17 protein-coding genes are annotated in these 17,707 nt (G+C 68.7%); 11 read left to right on the forward strand and 6 right to left on the reverse strand.

Annotated elements, in window-relative coordinates; all coding sequences use genetic code 11:
- Positions 1–13: 13 nt before the first annotated feature.
- Positions 14–757 carry a transporter gene (locus tag DPV74_RS19390; RefSeq protein WP_119337799.1) on the forward strand — a complete coding sequence of 248 codons (744 nt, stop codon included), beginning with the start codon at positions 14–16 and terminating at the stop codon, positions 755–757.
- A 70-nt stretch (positions 758–827) separates the two neighbouring features.
- On the opposite strand, the gene DPV74_RS19395 is transcribed toward DPV74_RS19390, so the two are convergent.
- Together DPV74_RS19395 and DPV74_RS19400 are read right to left on the reverse strand one after the other, a co-directional pair.
- Positions 828–1,112, reverse strand: a complete 285-nt coding sequence (locus DPV74_RS19395; RefSeq protein ID WP_113046845.1) for a transcriptional regulator — start codon at positions 1,110–1,112, stop codon at positions 828–830.
- A 74-nt stretch (positions 1,113–1,186) separates the two neighbouring features.
- A complete protein-coding gene (locus DPV74_RS19400; RefSeq protein WP_021162050.1) occupies positions 1,187–2,062 on the reverse strand; it encodes a LysR family transcriptional regulator in 876 nt (291 codons plus the stop codon).
- A gap of 51 nt (positions 2,063–2,113) precedes the next feature.
- Here DPV74_RS19400 and DPV74_RS19405 point away from each other — a divergent pair, with 51 nt between their 5' ends.
- A complete protein-coding gene (locus DPV74_RS19405) occupies positions 2,114–2,392 on the forward strand; it encodes a hypothetical protein (protein ID WP_059854141.1) in 279 nt (92 codons plus the stop codon).
- Here the strand turns inward: DPV74_RS19405 and DPV74_RS19410 are convergent.
- Positions 2,389–3,378: a hypothetical protein gene (locus DPV74_RS19410; RefSeq protein ID WP_119337790.1), complete on the reverse strand. Its 990-nt coding sequence runs from the start codon at positions 3,376–3,378 to the stop codon at positions 2,389–2,391. The two genes, DPV74_RS19405 and DPV74_RS19410, sit on opposite strands and share 4 nt — an antisense overlap.
- Positions 3,379–3,608: 230 nt before the next feature.
- On the opposite strand from DPV74_RS19410, the gene DPV74_RS19415 reads away from it, so the two are divergent.
- From DPV74_RS19415 to DPV74_RS19435, 5 genes are all read left to right on the forward strand, one after another.
- Entirely contained in the window at positions 3,609–4,691 is a 1,083-nt protein-coding gene (locus DPV74_RS19415; RefSeq protein WP_119337791.1) for a serine hydrolase, read from the forward strand.
- Positions 4,692–4,732: 41 nt separating this feature from the next.
- Positions 4,733–4,966, forward strand: coding sequence for a hypothetical protein (locus DPV74_RS19420; RefSeq protein ID WP_119337792.1), 234 nt, complete (start codon positions 4,733–4,735; stop codon positions 4,964–4,966).
- 73 nt (positions 4,967–5,039) lie between these two features.
- Positions 5,040–5,495, forward strand: coding sequence for a MarR family winged helix-turn-helix transcriptional regulator (locus DPV74_RS19425; protein WP_027791868.1), 456 nt, complete (start codon positions 5,040–5,042; stop codon positions 5,493–5,495).
- Between the two features lie 68 nt (positions 5,496–5,563).
- Positions 5,564–6,127 carry an isochorismatase family protein gene (locus DPV74_RS19430; RefSeq protein ID WP_119337793.1) on the forward strand — a complete coding sequence of 188 codons (564 nt, stop codon included), beginning with the start codon at positions 5,564–5,566 and terminating at the stop codon, positions 6,125–6,127.
- Positions 6,124–7,578, forward strand: coding sequence for a DHA2 family efflux MFS transporter permease subunit (locus DPV74_RS19435; protein ID WP_119337794.1), 1,455 nt, complete (start codon positions 6,124–6,126; stop codon positions 7,576–7,578). Before DPV74_RS19430 ends, DPV74_RS19435 begins: the two co-directional genes overlap by 4 nt.
- Positions 7,579–7,614: 36 nt before the next feature.
- Here DPV74_RS19435 and DPV74_RS19440 read toward each other — a convergent pair whose 3' ends face one another.
- Complete coding sequence (locus DPV74_RS19440; protein WP_081061174.1) at positions 7,615–8,214, reverse strand: LysE family translocator; 600 nt, start codon at positions 8,212–8,214, stop codon at positions 7,615–7,617.
- Between the two features lie 95 nt (positions 8,215–8,309).
- Between DPV74_RS19440 and DPV74_RS19445 the strand changes: the two genes are divergently transcribed.
- Complete coding sequence (locus DPV74_RS19445; RefSeq protein ID WP_119337795.1) at positions 8,310–9,185, forward strand: LysR substrate-binding domain-containing protein; 876 nt, start codon at positions 8,310–8,312, stop codon at positions 9,183–9,185.
- Between the two features lie 12 nt (positions 9,186–9,197).
- On the opposite strand, the gene DPV74_RS19450 is transcribed toward DPV74_RS19445, so the two are convergent.
- Positions 9,198–10,916 (reverse strand): SulP family inorganic anion transporter, encoded by a 1,719-nt coding sequence (locus tag DPV74_RS19450; protein WP_119337796.1) that lies wholly within the window; start codon positions 10,914–10,916, stop codon positions 9,198–9,200.
- 493 nt (positions 10,917–11,409) lie between these two features.
- Here DPV74_RS19450 and DPV74_RS19455 point away from each other — a divergent pair, with 493 nt between their 5' ends.
- A complete protein-coding gene (locus tag DPV74_RS19455; protein WP_027791874.1) occupies positions 11,410–12,660 on the forward strand; it encodes a mechanosensitive ion channel family protein in 1,251 nt (416 codons plus the stop codon).
- A gap of 57 nt (positions 12,661–12,717) precedes the next feature.
- Here DPV74_RS19455 and DPV74_RS19460 read toward each other — a convergent pair whose 3' ends face one another.
- A complete protein-coding gene (locus DPV74_RS19460; RefSeq protein ID WP_059650396.1) occupies positions 12,718–14,139 on the reverse strand; it encodes a PLP-dependent aminotransferase family protein in 1,422 nt (473 codons plus the stop codon).
- 155 nt (positions 14,140–14,294) lie between these two features.
- Between DPV74_RS19460 and DPV74_RS19465 the strand changes: the two genes are divergently transcribed.
- Together DPV74_RS19465 and DPV74_RS19470 are read left to right on the forward strand one after the other, a co-directional pair.
- The gene (locus DPV74_RS19465) at positions 14,295–16,619 is read left to right on the forward strand and encodes an FdhF/YdeP family oxidoreductase (protein ID WP_119337797.1); all 2,325 of its coding nucleotides are present in this window, start codon (positions 14,295–14,297) and stop codon (positions 16,617–16,619) included.
- Between the two features lie 12 nt (positions 16,620–16,631).
- Positions 16,632–17,552, forward strand: coding sequence for a bestrophin family protein (locus tag DPV74_RS19470; RefSeq protein WP_059697417.1), 921 nt, complete (start codon positions 16,632–16,634; stop codon positions 17,550–17,552).
- Positions 17,553–17,707: the final 155 nt, after the last annotated feature.

The following is a 17,707-nucleotide window of genomic DNA, read 5'->3' on the forward strand; positions in this document are numbered from 1 at the left end:
CACAGGTGATGCAATGAAGAGAATGCTTCCGCTCGCAGCCGCGAGCGCCCTCCTCGCGCCGTTCGATGCCCTCGCCACCCATCCGCTCGTCAGCGACGACACGGGCACGCAGGGCAACGCGAACTGGCAGTTCGAGTTCAACGCCGAGGAAACCTCGAAACAGGAAGAAAACGGCCGCCACCAGCTGTGGAACGCGACGCTCACGCGCGGGTTCGGCGAACGCGTCGATCTCTACGTGAACGTGCCTTACACGCATCTGCAAACGCGGACCGACGAGAACGGTGCGGGAATCGGCGATGTCGAGATCGGCATGAAATGGCGGTTCGTCGAACGCGGCCCGCTGTCGATCGCGCTGAAGCCGAAACTGACGACGCCGACCGGCAACGACCGGCGCGGGCTCGGCACCGGCCGCGCGGGTGCCGGCGCAACGCTGCTCGGACAGCTCGACGTCGCGCGGTTTTCGTTCCTCGCGAATGCGGGCATGACGTACCAGCCGAATCGCCAGGGCGACCTGACGTCGATCTGGGCCGTGTCGGGCGCGGCGATCTACAAGGCGACCGACAAGCTGCAGATCGTGGCCGACATCGGCACGTCGCGCAACACGGAGCGCGGCGCCGGCGCGAATCCCGCGTTCGCGATCGCGGGCGCGATCTATTCGCCGAAGCCGTGGCTCGATCTCGACATCGGCTATCGGCGCGGGCTGAACGACCAGACCTACGATCATTCGGTGATGGGCGGCGTCACGGTGCGGTGGTGACACGCAGGTGTGCGGCATCGAACCGCATACCGAACCGCCAGACGACGGGCCGCTTCCAGCGGCCCGTTTTTCATTGCGTGTCGTTCGCGCCGAACAGTTGCGCGCACACGGCGCGCCCTTCGTCGGTCAGCGCGGCGCTGCCGGTGCCGTCTTCGTTCAGCGTCGTCGCACTCAGGCCCGCGGCGTCGAGCTGCGTCAGCACGCGGCGCAGCGTGCTCATCGGCAGTTGCGTGCGTTTCGCGATCTTCGGCAACGACCAGGTCTTGCCGGCCGGATCGCTCGCGGCGTCGTTCAGCGTTGCGAGCGTCGCGACGAGTGCGGGATCGAGCGGGGATTCGTCGGATTCTGAGGTCATCGGTTCGGTCCGTAGCAGACAGGTATTCGTTCGCGCATTCAGCGCCGATTGCGGAGACTATATCGCTTCGCCCGTCAGGCGTCCTTGATCGCGGCACGCATGAACGACACGAAGCGCGTGGTCACGGGATCGTCGCGATCCGACCGCCACGCAAGCCCGACGCGCCACTTTGCATCCCGGCCATCGAGCGGCAGCACCGTCGCATCGCGCAGCAGGTACTGCGCGCGCGACGGAATGAACGCGACGCCGACACCGGCCGCGACCGACGTCAGCACCGACTGCACGTCCTCGGCCTGCTGTGTCACGTGCGGCACGAAGCGGCGCTCGACGCACCATCGATCGATCTGCGCGGCGAGCCCCGGGCCCCGCGCACGCTGCAGCGCGATGAAGCCGATCTCGTTGAGCACGTCGAGATCGGCCGGCACGCGCTTGAAGCCGAGATGCGGCGGCACCGCCAGCGCGAGCCCCTCGTCGATCACCTTGAACGACGACAAACCTTCGTCGGACGGCAGGCGCAGAAACCCAGCATCGAGCTTGCCCGCGCGCAGCCGGCGTGTCTGCTCGGACGACGACAGGTCGCTCAACGTGACCGCAATGCCCGGATTGCGGCGACGAAACTCCGCGACCCGCTTCGGCACGATCGTCAGCACCGACAGGCAAATGCCGAGCCGCAGATGCCCGCGCTGCCCGCTGGTCGCCTCCCGCGCGCGCGCGAGGATCTCGTCGGCATCGCGCACGAGCGCCTGCGCATCGGGCAGGAAACGCTCGCCGAACGGCGTCAGCTCCGCGCCGTGCCGCCCGCGCTCGAACAGCTTGCCGCCGAGGCTCGCCTCCAGCGCGCCGATCTGCTTGCTCAGTGCCGGCTGGCTCATGTGCAGCGCATCGGCCGCGCGGCTGAAATGGCACAGCTCGGTGACGGTCAGGAACGTACGCAGCAGTTTCAATTCCATTCTTAAAAGGAATCGTAACGATTGAAACATTCATTTTACCGATCGAATGCAATGACGTTCAATACGGGCATGCCCTTCCCGGAACCGACTGTCATGCCCCTCGATCATGCCGCCGACTGCGTGGCCGACCAGCCGTGCGATACGGCCGTCGCGAACGAACGCACCGCCGCGGCCGATACGCGCGCGCCGAAACGTCGTGCCGAACGCAGCGACGGACGCAGCCGCCGTTTTCGCTTCGGCGATGCGCTCGACGACCCGCCGCCGCGCGTGGTAACAGGGTCGATCGCGATCAGTTTCGCGGTCGTGTCGCGGCGGAACTGGCCGCGTTAAGCGGTATCGGCCGCGCAAAGCCCCGTCATGTCGATCCGATACACGTTGCCGTCCGTGCCGACAACGTACAGCGCACGACCACGGCCGACCGCGCGTGCCACACCCACAGGCGCCGAGTCACCATTCAGCATGCGATACGCGCGTACCACCCGTACCTGGCCATCGGTGCCCAGACGCACGAGCTGCAACACGTCGCGATCGCCGTATGCCCCGCACAACAGCGCCACGAACCCGCCGTGTTGCGCTTGGTCTTCCATCACCGCGAACGCGTGACTGCCCTTGACCGGAATACGCCACGACGCAACAGGCTGCCGGTCGCGCAAGTGGACGAGCGCGAATTCGCTGTAGTAATACAGCCAGACGTCGTGGTCACCTTGAACGTTGAGCGCATAACAATCGTCGATCGGACCCAGCCCCTCGGGCGGCGAGAACGCATGAAGCAGCTCGCCGCGCCGGCTCCAGGCCACCAGTCCGGACACCCCGACCGGCGCCCTCCAGCCGAAATTGCCGAAGACACCCTCGTCGAAATAGGACGTCCAGATTTCCCCCGTGCCCGTGACCTGCACGGACTGGATGCCGTCGCCCAGCAGTATTTCTCCGCAACGCGTGCCGTCGCGGCGATAGAGGCGGCCGTTCAGGTCGAAGTCGTCCGGCCCGCGATAGCAGGATCGACAGCAAACCAGCAGCAGATCGTCTCCCACCGGCTGGATCTCGTGAATATCGAACGGTTCGTTGTCGACGACGAGATCGAGCAGCGTTTCGCCGTCCCGCCACGCAATCAAGCGATAGCGCCGCGCAGCCGACGGTGTCGTGATCGCGAACGAAGCGCCGTCGGAGCGTGTCCGGTCGTCGAGCGATTCCAGTGCAAATGCCGTGTACAACGCATCGTCCGCGCCGACGTTGAAGGCAACGAGTTCACCTGTCGCGGACAGGCTGCCGATCGATGCAAGCGGCAGCACGGGCAGCGCGTGCGGTTGGCGGGACATGGGTTCTCCTGACGATGGGCTCGCCATCTTGCCGGCCGTACCATCGTTTGTCACGCCGGCGCGACATATCGACGCAAAACGCGGCACACCGCAACGGCAGCCGGCAAAACAGCGCGCCGACGGCCGGCTGCTATCGTCATCCTCCCGCGAACGACCTTATAATTTCCCGCACCCGCTGACCGCCCATGCATTCCGCGCCGCCACCTCGCGCGTGGAAAGGAGACTTTCGCTTGACCGGCCTCATCGCGCGCGTGCCTCGCGCCCGGACCACGCTGATCCTCGCTCTCTCGTTCCTGCTGCTCGCGTTCGCCGCGAACGCGTCCGCGCAGCGCGCGCAGCCGCATCGCACCGCGCAGGCCCACGCGCATCCGCACAAGAAAGCCGTCAAGAAGAAACCCCACCGCAAGCACAAGGCGGTCAAGCATCGTCGCCCGAGTGCGAGGCATCAGACGATCAAGCGTCACGCCGCCCCGGCCCCGCATCGCCGCGCGAAGCGCACGACCGCCGTCCGCCCGCGCCCGGCCGCCGCGAAACCGCGCCTGATGGCAAGCTGCGGCTACACCCCGCGCGCGGTCAATGCCCTGCATTCGCGTGCGGCCTACGTGCTCGACGTCGACTCCGGCACGCCGCTGCTGGCGCGCAACGCACGTTCGGTGCGGCCGATCGCGTCGATCTCGAAGCTGATGACGGCCGTCGTCGCGCGCGACGCCGACCGTCCACTGAACGGCGTGCTGCGCGTCACCGCGCGCGACCGCGACACGATCAAGTTCACCGGCTCGCGCCTGCAGGTGGGCTCGGAACTGTCGCGCCGCGAGATGTTCCACATCGCGCTGATGTCGTCGGAAAACCGCGCGGCCGCCGCGCTGAGCCGCGACTATCCGGGCGGGCGCGCCGCGTTCGTCAACGCGATGAATCGCGAAGCGCGCCGGCTCGGCATGCACCATACACACTTCCGCGAGCCGACCGGCCTGTCGCCGCACAACGTGTCGACGGCCGAGGATCTCGCGAAGCTCGTCGGCGCGGCGGCGCAGGACCCGCTGATCCGCTATTTCTCGACGGATACGTCGACCACCGTGCGCCCGGGCGACGGCGAGCTGGTGTACGTGAATTCCGACCCGCTCGTCCGCTACCGCCGCCTGCCGATCCGGCTGCAGAAAACCGGCTTCATCAACGAGTCGGGGCACGGCGTCGTGATGCGCATGCGTGTGAAGGGCCGCCGCGAAACGGTCGTGCTGCTCGGCGCACCGACGCGTGCGGGCGTCTCGAGCGATGCCATCAAGATCCATCGCTGGCTGTCCTGCTCGATCCAGTGAGCGCGCGGGCGGCCGGCGCAGTCACCTACGGGAGCGCAGCCATGCAGGACGAATACCGCTTCAACGCATTTGGCCGTCTACTCGCCGTCGTGCGCAAGAACGACCGCTGGGCCGTGTTCGATCTCGGCACCGAAGGCAAGCGACGCGCGGCCAACCTGCACATTCCGTCCGCGCTCGCCGCCGACGAACTCGCGCAATACCTCGGCGACCTGCTGCACGAGAGCGCGACCACGAGATACAACGAGGTCGTACCGGTCCCGCTCCGCCGCGCGTAACCGCACACCCGGCCGTACCTCGAACCGGCGGTCAATTCGACAGTTAAACTTGCAAGTTTAGCTGTCGTGTTCTATGATCCGCCGCATGAACCCTCCACGCAAATCCGGCGTTTCCGCCGATATCGTCGCTGCCGACCTGACCCTCGCGGTCGGCCAGCTGGTCCGCCGGCTCCGCTCCGAGATCGAATCCGATGGGCTCGGCATGTCCCAGACGAGCGCGCTCGCGCGACTCCAGCGGCACGGGCCGATGACGACCGCCGATCTCGCGCGCGCCGAAGCGATGAAGCCTCAATCGATGAAGGCGATTCTCGCGAGCCTCGAGGAAGACGGTCTCGTCGAGCGCGAACCGCATCCGACCGACGGCCGCCAGATCCTGTTCCGGCTGACCGCGGCCGGCCTCGACGCACGGCTCAAGCGCAACGCCGCCAAGCACAAGTGGCTCGGCGCCGCGATCGAGCAGCTCGACCCCGCAGACATCGACACGCTCGCCGCCGCAATCCCGCTGATCCGCCGCATCGGCGAGCAGTGAACCCGGCCCGCGCGCCTCGCAGCATTCGCGCGCACGGCTTTCCTCGTCCCTTCCACGGAGCCCCCAGCATGAGCGCAACCCGTCTCGACACGAACACGGCACTCGTCGTCATCGACCTGCAGAAAGGCATCGTCGCCCTCCCCACCGCGCACCCGGTCGAGCCGGTGGTCGCACACAGCCGCGCGCTGCTCGACGCATTCCGCAGCCGCGGCCTGCCGGTGGTGCTCGTCAACGTCGCCGGCGTTGCGCCGGGCCGCACGCAGCAGCAGGCGCGCACCGGTGTGCTGCCCCCCGACTGGACCGAGCTCGTCCCCGAACTGAACCGTCAGCCCCGCGACCACGTCGTGACGAAAAAGACCTGGGGCGCGTTTACCGGCACCGGCCTCGACGCGCACCTGAAGGCGGCCGGCGTCACGCAGATCGTGCTGGCCGGCGTCGCGACGAGCATCGGCGTCGAGTCGACCGCACGGCAGGCGCACGAACTCGGCTACAACGTCACGCTCGCCATCGACGCGATGACCGACCTCAACGCGGACGCGCATGCGAACAGCGTCGAGCGCCTGTTCCCGCGCCTCGGCGAGACGGGCACGACGCAGGACATCGTCGCGCTGCTCGACCGGCGCGGCGCGTGAGCGGCGAACGCGTGCAGCCGGCGCCGCGCCGCGCGGCCGGCCGGCTCGATCCGTCGATCTGGAAGGTCGGCGCGGTCGCCACGCTCGGCTCGCTGCTGTCGCAGCTCGACGCGACGATCGTCAACGTGTCGCTGTCGAGCCTCGCGACCGACCTGCACGCGAGTCTCGCGACGATCCAGTGGGTGACGAGCGGCTACCTGCTCGCGCTGACGCTGGTGCTGCCGCTGAACGGCTGGCTCGTCGACCGGATCGGCGCAAAGGCGCTGTATCTGTGGTGCTTCTCCGCGTTCACGCTCACGTCCGCCCTGTGCGGGCTCGCATGGTCCGCGCCGTCGCTGATCGCCTTCCGCGTGCTGCAAGGGGTCAGCGGCGGGCTGCTCGCGCCGATGGCGCAGATGATGATCGCGCGTGTCGCCGGCCAGCAGATGGCGCGTGTGATCGGCTATGCGGCCGTGCCCGTGCTGCTCGCGCCGATCCTCGGCCCGGTCGTGGCCGGCGCGATCCTGCAACACGCGTCGTGGCGCTGGCTGTTTCTCGTGAACCTGCCCGTCGGCGTGCTGGCGCTCGCGCTGGCCGCGCGGTTCCTGCCCGCCGACCGCGACGACGCGCAACGGCGCACGCTCGACTGGGTCGGCCTCGCCCTGCTGTCGCCGGGGCTCGTGCTGTTCCTGTACGGCATCGAGCGGATCAACGAAGCGCCCGGCATCGCGGCGATCGTCGTGTCGGCGCTGTTGCTCGCCGCGTTCCTGCGGGTCGAGACGCGCAACGGCGACGATGCGCTGATCGACCTTGCGCTGTTTCGCGGCAAGGTGTTCGGCGCGGCCGCGTCGACGCAGTTCCTGTCGAACGGCGCGCTGTTCGCGGGCCAGATGCTGATTCCTGTGTTCCTGATCCAGGCGTGCGGGCGCACGCCCGGCGAAATGGGCTGGCTGCTCGCGCCGATGGGCCTCGGCATGCTCGTCACGTATCCGTCGATGGGCGCGCTGACGAGCCGGTTCGGCGTGCGCCGGCTGGCCTCGGCCGGCGCGTTGCTCGCACTCGCCGCGACACTGCCGTTCGTGTTCCTCGCGCTGACCGGCTACGATCCTTACCTGCTCGTGCCGGCGCTGTTCCTGCGCGGCATGGGCCAGAGCGCGATCGGCGCGCCGTCGATCGCCGCCGCGTATGCGTCGGTCGAGCGCCGCAACCTGCCGATGGCGACGACCTCGCTCAATATCGTGCAGCGTCTCGGCGGCCCGACGTTCACCACCGTGTGCACGCTGTTCCTCGCATGGCGGCTGCAGGTCGAATCGGCGGCGGGCGGCGGCACGCCGGCGAACGCGTATGCGTGGGCCTTCGGCCTGCTTTGCGTGCTGCACGCGGCAAGCGTCGTCACGACGCTGCGCCTGCCGTTGTGGTCGGCCGGTGCGGGCGGGCAGCCGGCCGGCACCGCGCGCGCCGGTTCGCGCTGACCTTCGGGCGGCCGCACGACACGTGCGGCCGCCCCGCTACGGCAGCCACATCGGCACGATCGAGATCACGAGCAGCACGCCGAGCGCCGCATTCAGGCAGTGCCACTGCCGCTCCGTGCGCAACACCCGCGCGAACAGCAGCCCGGCGAAACACCAGAGCGACAGCGACGCCATCGCGGCCACGCCGAACGCCAGCCCGAGCAATATGCCGAGCCGGGCCGGGCCGGACGCGAGCGCGGCGAACGACGCGGCCGCGCCGAGCGTCATCGCCCAGCCTTTCGGGTTGTGCCAGAGCATCCAGACGCCGCTGAGGAAACCCTGCGGGCGGTGCACCTCGGCATCCAGCCGCGGCTTGCCGCCGCGCCCGATGCGCACGGCCAGCCACACGAGGTACACCGAACCGACCGCCTTCATCACGAGTTGCAACGCGGGCAGCGCAAGCAGCACGCCGCCGAGCCCGGCCGCCGCCGCCGCGGCCATCGACGCCAGGCCGGCCGCGATGCCCGCCATCATCGGCAGCGAACGCCGATAGCCGAAATGCGCGCCCGAGGCAGTGGCGAGCGTCGTCGCGCCGCCCGGCGTCACGGTGGACACGATCACGAACAGCATCAGCGGCAGGTAGTCTCGGAACGGCACGGAAGCTCCCGGTTGGCGTCGTCGAAGCCCTGTTTTACGCGCGATCCCGCCATTACGACAGCGAAAGCTTTTTATGCCTGTCATTAGCGTTCATAATGCGCCGCATGGCACGTCATCTCGACATCGCGCTGCTGCGCGCCTTCGTCACGGTCGCCGATCATCGCAGCATGACGGCGGCCAGCCGCGCGCTGCACCTGACGCAAGGCGCGATCAGCCAGCAGGTCGCACGGCTCGAAACGCTGTCCGGCCCGCTGTTCATCCGCGAGCACCGCAACCTGCTGCTCACGGCGGACGGCGAGCGGCTGCTCGGGCAGGCGCGCCGGCTGCTCGCCGTGCACGATGCGCTGCTGGCCGACATGACGGCCGGCGCGGTCGACGGCACCGTGCGCCTCGGCGCGCCGCAGGATCTCGTCGGCACCTGCCTCGCGCCGATCCTGAAGAGCTACGCGCAGGCGCATCCGCAGGTCGCGCTCACGCTCGTGTGTGAGGCGTCGCCGGAGCTGCACCGGGGGCTCGCGCAGGGCGAACTCGACGTCGCGCTGATCGAGGCGCCGGTCGGGCCGTCACGCGGCGAGTGCATCGCCGTCGACCGCCTGGTCTGGGTCGGTGCGAAAGGCGGCACCGCGTACCGGAACACGCCGCTGCCCGTATCGATGGTCGCGCCGACCTGCGCGTTCCGCCCGACAGTGCTCGACGCGCTGCGCGGCTGCGATCGCGCGTGGCGCACCGTGTTCGAGAACGGCAGCATCGACGCCACCACCGCGACCGTGCGCTCCGACCTCGCCGTCACCGCCTGGCTCGCGTCGACCGTGCCGGCCGACCTCGACATCCTGCCGGCCGGCAGCGGCCTGCCCGCGCTGCCGAACTTCGCGATCAACCTTCATCTGCCGCGCGGCCAGCACACGCCGGCCGCGACGGAACTCGCGCGCCACCTGCGCAACGGCTTCGCGCGCCTGCGCGCGGCCGCCTAGCGCGGGCCGACGCTACACGGTGCCCGGCTCCTGCGGCGCCGGCGTCGTGCCGGCGGCCTCGAGCGCCTGGTGCAGCGTCGGGAAGATGCACGACGCGCCGACGATCTCCGTGATCCGGTGACGATCCATGTCCGCGCGCAGGTAGCGGTTGACACGCCCGAACAGCACGCCGATCCCGCGCGCGTGCAGCATCCTGACGAGATCGGTCAGCGTACGCGCAGCCGAATAATCGATGTCGGTGACCGCCCCCGCATCGATGACGAACCAGCGCGCCGGCACCGGCGCCGCATCGACGAGCTCGGTCACTTCGGCGGCGAACAGGTGATCGTTCGCGAAAAACAGGTCGGAGCCGAACCGGTAGACGATCAGCCCCGGCGCCGTCATCGCGCCCCGCCGCGTGGGCACCGGCTGCCACCTGCCGTTCCCTTCGACCGGTTCGAGCACCATCGTGTGCGGCTGGTAGCTGTGGCGCACGTGCCGCATCAGCGACAGCGCGACGGCCAGCAGGATGCCGTGCTCGACGCCGACCGTCACGACGGCCACGGCCGTGACCAGCGCGAGCGTGAACTCGCCGGGGCTTTCCTTGCGGATCGCGGCGAGGCTGCGCACGTTGATCAACCCGAGCGCGATCGTGAACACGATGCCGGCCAGCACCGCATGCGGCAGATACTGCAGCGTCGTGCTGAAGAACAGCAGGACCACCGCCACCACCGCCGCAAACGCGAGATGCCCGATCTGGCTGCGCACGCCCGCGCCGTCGGCCATCGCCGTCTGCGTCGGGCTGCCGTTGACGACGAACGCGCCGCCCACCGCCGCCGCGGCGTTCGCGGCCGCGAGGCCGAGGATGTCGGCATTGGTATCGACGTCCTCGCGATACTGCTGCGCGAACACGCGCGCGGCGGCCGCGCTCTGCGCAATGATCATCACGAAACACGACGCGGCGACCGGCACGAGATCGAGGAACTGCTGCCACGTGACGGACGGCCAGCGCAACGGCGGCAGCCCGCCCGCGACCGGCCCGAGCACCGCGATGCCGTGTGCGGCGAATCCGAACGTGCCGCTCGCCGCGATGCTGCCCGCGACCGCGATCATCGGCATCGGCACGCGCGGCAGGAACCGCTTGCCGGCGAGAATCGCGACGACGACGAGCGCCGCGAGCGCAACCGTCGGCCGGTTCGTGTGGACGAGATGCGTGACGACGTAGTCGAGCTGCGCCAGGCTGCGCGACGCCGGGTACGGCACGGCCAGCCCGAGCATGTCGCCGAGCATCGCGATCGACACCTGCACGCCGACGCCGGCGAGAAAGCCGACCAGCACCGTGCGCGACAGGAAATCGGCGAGAAAACCGAGCTTGAAGATGCGCGCGAGCAGCAGCATCGCGGCGGTCAGCAGCGCGACCATGCCGGCCAGCGCCACGTATTCGGCGCTGCCGGCCGGCGCCATCGACGACAGCCGGCTCGCGAAGATCGTCGCGGTCGCGGAATCGGCGGCCACCACCAGATGCCGCGACGCGCCGAAGATCGCGAACGCGACGAGCGGCAGGCACACCGTGTAGAGGCCCGTGACGGCCGGCATGCCGGCGATGCGCGCGTAGCCGAGCACCTGCGGGATGTCCATCGACGCGAGCGAAATGCCCGCGAGAATGTCGCGGACGGTCCCGCCACGGCGGATCGGGAGGATGCCTTTCAGCAGCCGCACGCCTGGCGGGCGGCTTTCGTTGGAATCTTGCATGCGTGAAGTGCGTGAATACGGGGTGGCGTGGTTCGCGAAGTCGTTCGCGCATCGTGCCCCCGGCAGGCATCGCATGGCAAGTGCGCGAAGGCGGCACGTGTCGCTCACCGTCGACGGATGGCCCGCGCGCGAAGGCGAACGGCACGTCGACAACCCTGCGACGCCCGCATGATTGCATGGATCGCCGTGCACGCGCATTGAAGCGCGCAGGCCCGCCGCAGCGGCGTCGCGCCGATTCCGGACGAACCGGCGGCGCATCCGGCAAGCTACGCGCGCACCGGCTTGCGGTGACGCGCTTTCGTCACTCGCCCTCACCCGATTGCAGAGGAGACCTGCGCAATGGTGAGCCGATCCGGGAGCCGCGCGCCGCGCGTTCACGGCGACGTGCCTGGAACCCGATGGCACAATCACGGTCCCTTTCATGCGCCCTTCACCGGGCGCGCGCCGCGCCGCGGCGCCGGTTCAACGCACGAGAAGGCCCCTGTTTGCCCCTATGACCCTGAACGAATCCTGGTTTGCGCCGCTCGTCGGCATCCTCATCCTGCTCGCCGCCGCCGGCGCGATCACCGCCGTCGTCCATTTCCTGCTGTTCCGCGTGGTCGCGCGGCTCGCGCGGCTTTCCGCCACGCGCGTCGACGACGCGCTGTTCGAGTTCGGCGCATTCAAATGGCTGAACCGCATCGTCCCGTTCGTCGTGATCAAGCTCGGGCTCGGCGCGGTGCCCGGCATTCCCGATACGGCCGCGCAGGTCGCCGACAAGGTGCTGTTCGCGCTGATCGTGTTCCTCGTGACGATGACCGTGAGCGCGACGCTTTCGGCGCTCGAACACGCGCATCGCACGTACCAGCGCGACCAGCCGCGCCTGTCGCTGAAAGGCGCGATGCAGCTCGTCAAGCTCGTGATGTTCATCACGGCCGCGCTCGTCGTGATCGGCGACGCAACCGGCAAGCAGATCGGCCTGCTGCTGTCCGGCATCGGTGCGATGTCGGCGGTGCTGATGCTGATCTTCAAGGACACCCTGCTCGGCCTCGTCGCGGGCGTGCAGCTGTCGTCGAACGACATGCTGCGGATCGGCGACTGGATCACGATGCCGTCGGCCGGTGCGGACGGCACGGTCATCGACATCACGCTGAATACCGTCAAGGTCGCGAACTTCGATCACACGATCATCACGGTGCCCACGTGGAAACTGATCACCGAGAGTTACCAGAACTGGCGCGGAATGACCGAGGCAGGCGGGCGCCGCATCAAGCGCGCGCTGTTCGTCGACGCGACGAGCGTGCGTTTTCTTTCGAACGACGAGATCGAACGGCTCGAACGCCTGACGCTGCTGAAGGACTATCTCGAGGACAAGGTCGACGCGATCGAGCAATGGAACGGCACGCTCGGCGCGGCCGGCGACTGCCCGGCGAACCGCCGCCAGCTGACGAATCTCGGCACGTTCCGCGCGTATGTCGCGAACTACCTGAAGGGCCATCCGCGCATCCGCCGCGACATGACCTGCATGGCGCGGCAACTGCCGCTCACGGCCGAAGGCATTCCGCTCGAACTGTACTGCTTCACCGACACGACGACCTGGGTCGACTATGAAGCCATCCAGTCCGACCTGTTCGATCACCTGATCGCGGTGCTGCCGGAATTCGGGCTGCGCGTGTACCAGCACCCGTCGGGCTTCGACATGCGGCAGATGGCCGGCGTCGTGCAAGCCGGGCAAGCCGGGCTGCAGGCGCCGCACGCGGGATGACGCGCGACACGGCGGCCGGCCATCGGCCGCCTGCCGCCGGGCATGGCGGCACTCACCTCACCGCGCCGCGCACTCCGACGCGAGCCGCCCGAGCACCTTCAGCGCATCCTCGATCTGCCGCGACCACGGATAGCTGTAGTTGAGCCGGATGAAATGCCGGTAATCGGTGCCGGCCGAGAACATGTGCCCGGGCCCGACCGTGATCCGCTCCGCGAGGGCCAGCGCATACAGTTTCATCGCGTCGACCTGCTTCGGCAGCTCGACCCACAGCACATACCCGCCCTGCGGCTGCGACAGCCGCGTGCCTTCCGGAAAGAAGCGCCGCACCATCGCGCTCATCAGGCTCGCCTGCTGCGCATACAGCTTGCGCATGCGCCGCAGGTGAAAGTCGTAGCCGTCGTGCTTCAGGTACTCGGCGATCGCGAGCTGCTCGATCGCGGGCGTCGCGAGCGTGTTCAGGAATTTCAGCTTCTCGACCTGGTCGCGGTAGCGGCCCGGCATCGCCCAGCCGATCCGGTAGCGCGGCGACAGGCTCTTCGTGAACGACGCGCAATGCAGCACGAGCCCGTCGCGGTCGAACGACTTCAGTGCGCTCGGTGTCGTGTCGCCGAAGTGCAGCTCGTGATAGACATCGCTCTCGATCGCCGGCACATCGTGCTTCGCCAGCAGCTCGACGAGCGCGCGCTTGCGCGCGTCGGGCATCTGGAAGCCGAGCGGATTCTGGAAATTCGGCATCACCATGCACGCGGCGATGCGCTCGCGTTCGAGGATTCGTTCGAGCGCGTCGAGATCGATGCCGTCACCCGGGTGCGTCGCGACTTCCAGCGCACGCATGCCCATCCGCTCGATCGCGTGCAGCATCGCGTAGAACGTCGGCGACTCCACCGCGATCGTGTCGCCCGGCCGCGCGACGGCCTGCAGGCACAGGTTGATCGCCTCGGTCGCGCCGATCGTCACCACGATCTCGCCGGGTTCGACCGCGATCCCGCGCTCCGCGTAGCGCCGCGCGATCTGGCGGATCAGCTCCTGGTTGCCGGGCGGCAGATCGTCGATCACGCCCCAGCGGGTGCGGCGGCGGCCGATCGTCTGCGCATAGCGCGCGAGACGCTGCACCGGAAACTGCGACGCATCGGGATACGGCGAGCCGAGCGGCACCGCGTCGTCGCGCGCGATCGAACGCAGCGTCGACAGCACGAGCCGGCTCACGTCCACGGCCGACGGCTCCGCGGCCGGCGCCGACATGTGCAGCTCGGCCTCGGCGGGCGCCGACGCGCGCGCACGGACGAAGTAGCCCGATTGCGGCCGGCTCTCGATCAGGCCGCGGCTTTCCAGCACGAGGTACGCGCGCAGCACGGTCGTGACGCTGAGCTGCTGCTGCCGGCTCGCCTGCCGCACCGACGGAATCCGCTCGCCGGGCCGGTATACGCCACGCTCGATCTGCGCCTGGAGATCGTCGGCCAGTTGTTCGTAACGCTTCACGCGCCTCCCTTTCAACTTCCCTTCAACAACACAGTTGCGATCCGCACTGCCTGAATGGCCGAAACTGTACTCTTTTTTGAAGCGAAGAGGTGTACACACAGCCGAACAGGGGCCGCGCGTACTCTGCGGCCATCGACCCCGACACCCGTTGCATCATGAAAAAGAAATCCGCTACCGCGCGCATCGAACCGTACACCCACCCGGCCGCCGGCTGGGGGGCGCTGAAGGCCGTCACGATCAACTTGATCAAGGAAAAGGTCGCCGGCGGCAACTACCGCACGCTGCTGCGCCAGAACCAGCCGGACGGCTTCGACTGCCCCGGCTGCGCATGGCCCGACCGCCAGCACGCATCGACGTTCGAATTCTGCGAAAACGGCGTGAAGGCCGTGGCCGCCGAAGCGACCAGCAAGCGCGTGACGCCCGAATTCTTCGCCGCGCACACGGTTACCGAGCTGCTCGAACAGACGGACTTCGAACTCGAGCAGCACGGCCGGCTCACCGACCCGATGGTGTACGACGCGCAGACCGACCGCTACGTGCCGATCGCATGGGACGACGCATTCGAGCTGATCGCGCGCCACCTGCGCGCGCTGCCCGATCCGAACCAGGCCGCGTTCTACACGTCCGGGCGCGCGAGCAACGAAGCGGCGTTCCTGTACCAGCTGCTCGTGCGGCTGTACGGCACGAACAACTTTCCCGACTGCTCGAACATGTGCCACGAGGCGACGAGCCGCGGGCTGCCGCCGTCGGTCGGCGTCGGCAAGGGCACCGTCACGCTCGACGATTTCGAGCACGCCGACACGCTGCTGATCTTCGGCCAGAACCCGGCCACCAACCACCCGCGGATGATGGGCGAGCTGCGCGAATGCGCGAAGCGCGGCGCGACGATCGTGTCGATCAACCCGCTCAAGGAGCGCGGCCTCGAACGCTTCGCCGATCCGCAAAGCCCGATCGAGATGCTGACGATGTCGGGCACGAAGATCGCATCGACGTTCATCCAGCCGACGATCGGCGGCGATTTCGCGCTGATCAAGGGGATCGCGAAGCGCGTGCTCGAACTCGACGACGCCGCGCGCGCCGCCGGTACGCCGCGCGTGCTCGACACCGCGTTCATCGGCGAGCACACGGCCGGCTTCGACGCGTTTGCCGACGATCTTCGCAACGAAAGCTGGTCCGCGCTGACCGCCGAAAGCGGCGTGCCGTACGAACAGATCGACAGCCTCGGGCAGCTCTACGCGCGCAGCGAACGCGTGATCGCGACGTGGGGGATGGGCATCACGCAGCACAAGCATTCGGTCGCGACCGTGCAGATGCTGACGAACCTGATGCTGATGCGCGGCAACATCGGCCGCCCCGGCGCCGGCCTGTGCCCGGTGCGCGGCCACTCGAACGTGCAGGGCAACCGCACGGTCGGGATCGAGGAAAAGCCGTCGCAGGCGTTCCTCGACCGGCTCGGCCACGTGTTCGATTTCGAACCGCCGCGCCACCACGGCTACGACGTCGTCGAGACGATCGAAGGCATGCTCGAAGGCCACGTGAAGGTGCTGATCGGCCTCGGCGGCAACTTCGCAATGGCGACGCCCGACACGCCGCGCACGTGGGAAGGCATGCGCCGCTGTGATCTTTCCGTGCACATCACGACGAAGCTGAACCGCAGCCACCTGATCCACGGCCGCGACGCGCTGATCCTGCCGACGCTCGGCCGCACCGAGATCGACCTGCAGGACAACGTCGCGCAAGGCGTGACGGTCGAGGATTCGATGAGCATGGTCCACGTGTCGTACGGGATGAACAAGCCGGCCTCGCCGAACCTGATGTCGGAGCCCGCGATCGTCGCGCACATCGGTCATGCGCTGTTCGGCAGCGGCAAGATCGACTGGCTCGCCTACAAGGACGATTACGCGAAGATCCGCGACGCGATCGAGGCCACCCTCGACGGCTTCTACGACTACAACACGCGCATCGCGCGGCCGGGCGGCTTCCACCTGCGCGTCGCGTCGCGCGACCGCGAATGGCTCACGCCGACGGGCAAGGCGAACTTCATCGCGCACCCGCTGCCCGCCGACACGCCGATCCAGCGCGCCCGCGCGCTGCACGGCGAACGCCTGATGACGCTGATGACGACGCGCTCGCACGACCAGTACAACACGACCGTCTACGGGCTCGACGACCGCTATCGCGGCGTGTTCGGCCAGCGCCGCGTGGTGTTCGCCAACCGCGACGATCTCGCGATGCTCGGCCTGAAGGCCGGCGAATGGGTCGACATGGAAACCGTGTGGCACGACGGCATCGAGCGGCGCGCGGACGGTTTCCTGCTCGTCGAGTACGACATCCCGCGCGGCTGCATCGGCGCGTACTACCCGGAAACCAATCCGCTGGTGCCGCTCGACAGCGTCGGCGACGTGTGCAACACGCCGACGTCGAAGTCGGTACCCGTGCTGCTGCATCGCGCGGCCGCGCCGGCATCGATCGCCGCCTGACGGAGCACGGCGATGATCGTTCGTCCGCGCGAGCACTGGCTGCGGATGCTGCTCGTCTGGAACGGGTCGGTGCTGCCGACCATCCTGCCGCAACTCGTGCTGACGCTCGCGATCAGCGTCGTCGCGGTGTGGGGCGGCGGCCGCGTGCTCGGCGAGAAGGTGCCGCTGAACCCGACGCCGTTCACGCTGATCGGCCTCACGCTCGCGATCTTCGCGGGGTTTCGCAACAATGCGAGCTACGAACGCTACCGCGAGGGCCGTCAGCTGTGGGGCGGCGTGCTGACCGCCACGCGCACGCTGGTGTCGCAGGCGCTCTGCTACGGCGCGATCGACGATGACGACGCGTCACGGCAGGCGTTCGTGCGCAAGGTCGTCGCGTTCGTCTATGCGCTGAAGCATCAGCTGCGCGGCACCGATCCGTCGGCCGACCTGCGCACGCTGCTCGACGGCGCCGCCTGTACGCGCATCGCCGCCGCCCGGTATGCGCCGGTCGCGATCGTTCACGAACTGCGCGAAGCATTCGCCGCGCGCGCCGACGCCGGGCGTCTCGCCGATACGCGACTGTGGATGCTCGACGCACGCCTCGACGATCTCGTCGCGATGGTGAGCGGCTGCGAGCGCATCGCGTCGACGCCGATCCCGTTCTCGTACGACGTGCTGCTGCACCGGACGATCTATGCGTACTGCGTGCTGCTGCCGTTCGGCCTCGTCGATTCGATCGGCGCGGCAACGCCGTTCGTCACCGTGTTCGTCGCCTATACGCTGATCGCGCTCGACGCGATCGCCCATGCGATCGCCGAACCGTTCGGCGACGGGCCGAACCATCTCGCGCTCGATGCCATGACGCGGACGATCGAGCGCACGCTGCTCGAACTGAACCGCGAGCCGCTACCGGCGGAAGTGACGCCCGGCAAGGCCTATCGCCTCAGTTGACGCGCGGGCCGCCGCTCGCGCGCCCCGCCGCCCTTCCACCCGTCAGCCCGTCAATCCCGACGGCCGCGTAGGAAGCCGTCATGCGCGGCCGCCGTCTCCGCGATCGTCCGCAGCAGCACGACACCGCGCAGCAGCGCGCGCCCGTCGTCGCTGTC

This window comes from Burkholderia sp. HAN2018 (assembly GCF_024704855.1).
GTDB classification, from domain to species: domain Bacteria; phylum Pseudomonadota; class Gammaproteobacteria; order Burkholderiales; family Burkholderiaceae; genus Burkholderia; species Burkholderia cepacia.

Bases quoted from the DNA above. Each gene is read 5' to 3' on its own strand.
- DPV74_RS19390 (WP_119337799.1), top strand. From the start codon at position 14: ATGAAGAGAATGCTTCCGCTCGCAGCCGCGAGCGCCCTCCTCGCGCCG.
- DPV74_RS19395 (WP_113046845.1), bottom strand. From the start codon at position 1,112: ATGACCTCAGAATCCGACGAATCCCCGCTCGATCCCGCACTCGTCGCG.
- DPV74_RS19400 (WP_021162050.1), bottom strand. From the start codon at position 2,062: ATGGAATTGAAACTGCTGCGTACGTTCCTGACCGTCACCGAGCTGTGC.
- DPV74_RS19405 (WP_059854141.1), top strand. From the start codon at position 2,114: ATGACGTTCAATACGGGCATGCCCTTCCCGGAACCGACTGTCATGCCC.
- DPV74_RS19410 (WP_119337790.1), bottom strand. From the start codon at position 3,378: ATGTCCCGCCAACCGCACGCGCTGCCCGTGCTGCCGCTTGCATCGATC.
- DPV74_RS19420 (WP_119337792.1), top strand. From the start codon at position 4,733: ATGCAGGACGAATACCGCTTCAACGCATTTGGCCGTCTACTCGCCGTC.
- DPV74_RS19425 (WP_027791868.1), top strand. From the start codon at position 5,040: ATGATCCGCCGCATGAACCCTCCACGCAAATCCGGCGTTTCCGCCGAT.
- DPV74_RS19430 (WP_119337793.1), top strand. From the start codon at position 5,564: ATGAGCGCAACCCGTCTCGACACGAACACGGCACTCGTCGTCATCGAC.
- DPV74_RS19445 (WP_119337795.1), top strand. From the start codon at position 8,310: ATGCGCCGCATGGCACGTCATCTCGACATCGCGCTGCTGCGCGCCTTC.
- DPV74_RS19450 (WP_119337796.1), bottom strand. From the start codon at position 10,916: ATGCAAGATTCCAACGAAAGCCGCCCGCCAGGCGTGCGGCTGCTGAAA.
- DPV74_RS19455 (WP_027791874.1), top strand. From the start codon at position 11,410: ATGACCCTGAACGAATCCTGGTTTGCGCCGCTCGTCGGCATCCTCATC.
- DPV74_RS19465 (WP_119337797.1), top strand. From the start codon at position 14,295: ATGAAAAAGAAATCCGCTACCGCGCGCATCGAACCGTACACCCACCCG.
- DPV74_RS19470 (WP_059697417.1), top strand. From the start codon at position 16,632: ATGATCGTTCGTCCGCGCGAGCACTGGCTGCGGATGCTGCTCGTCTGG.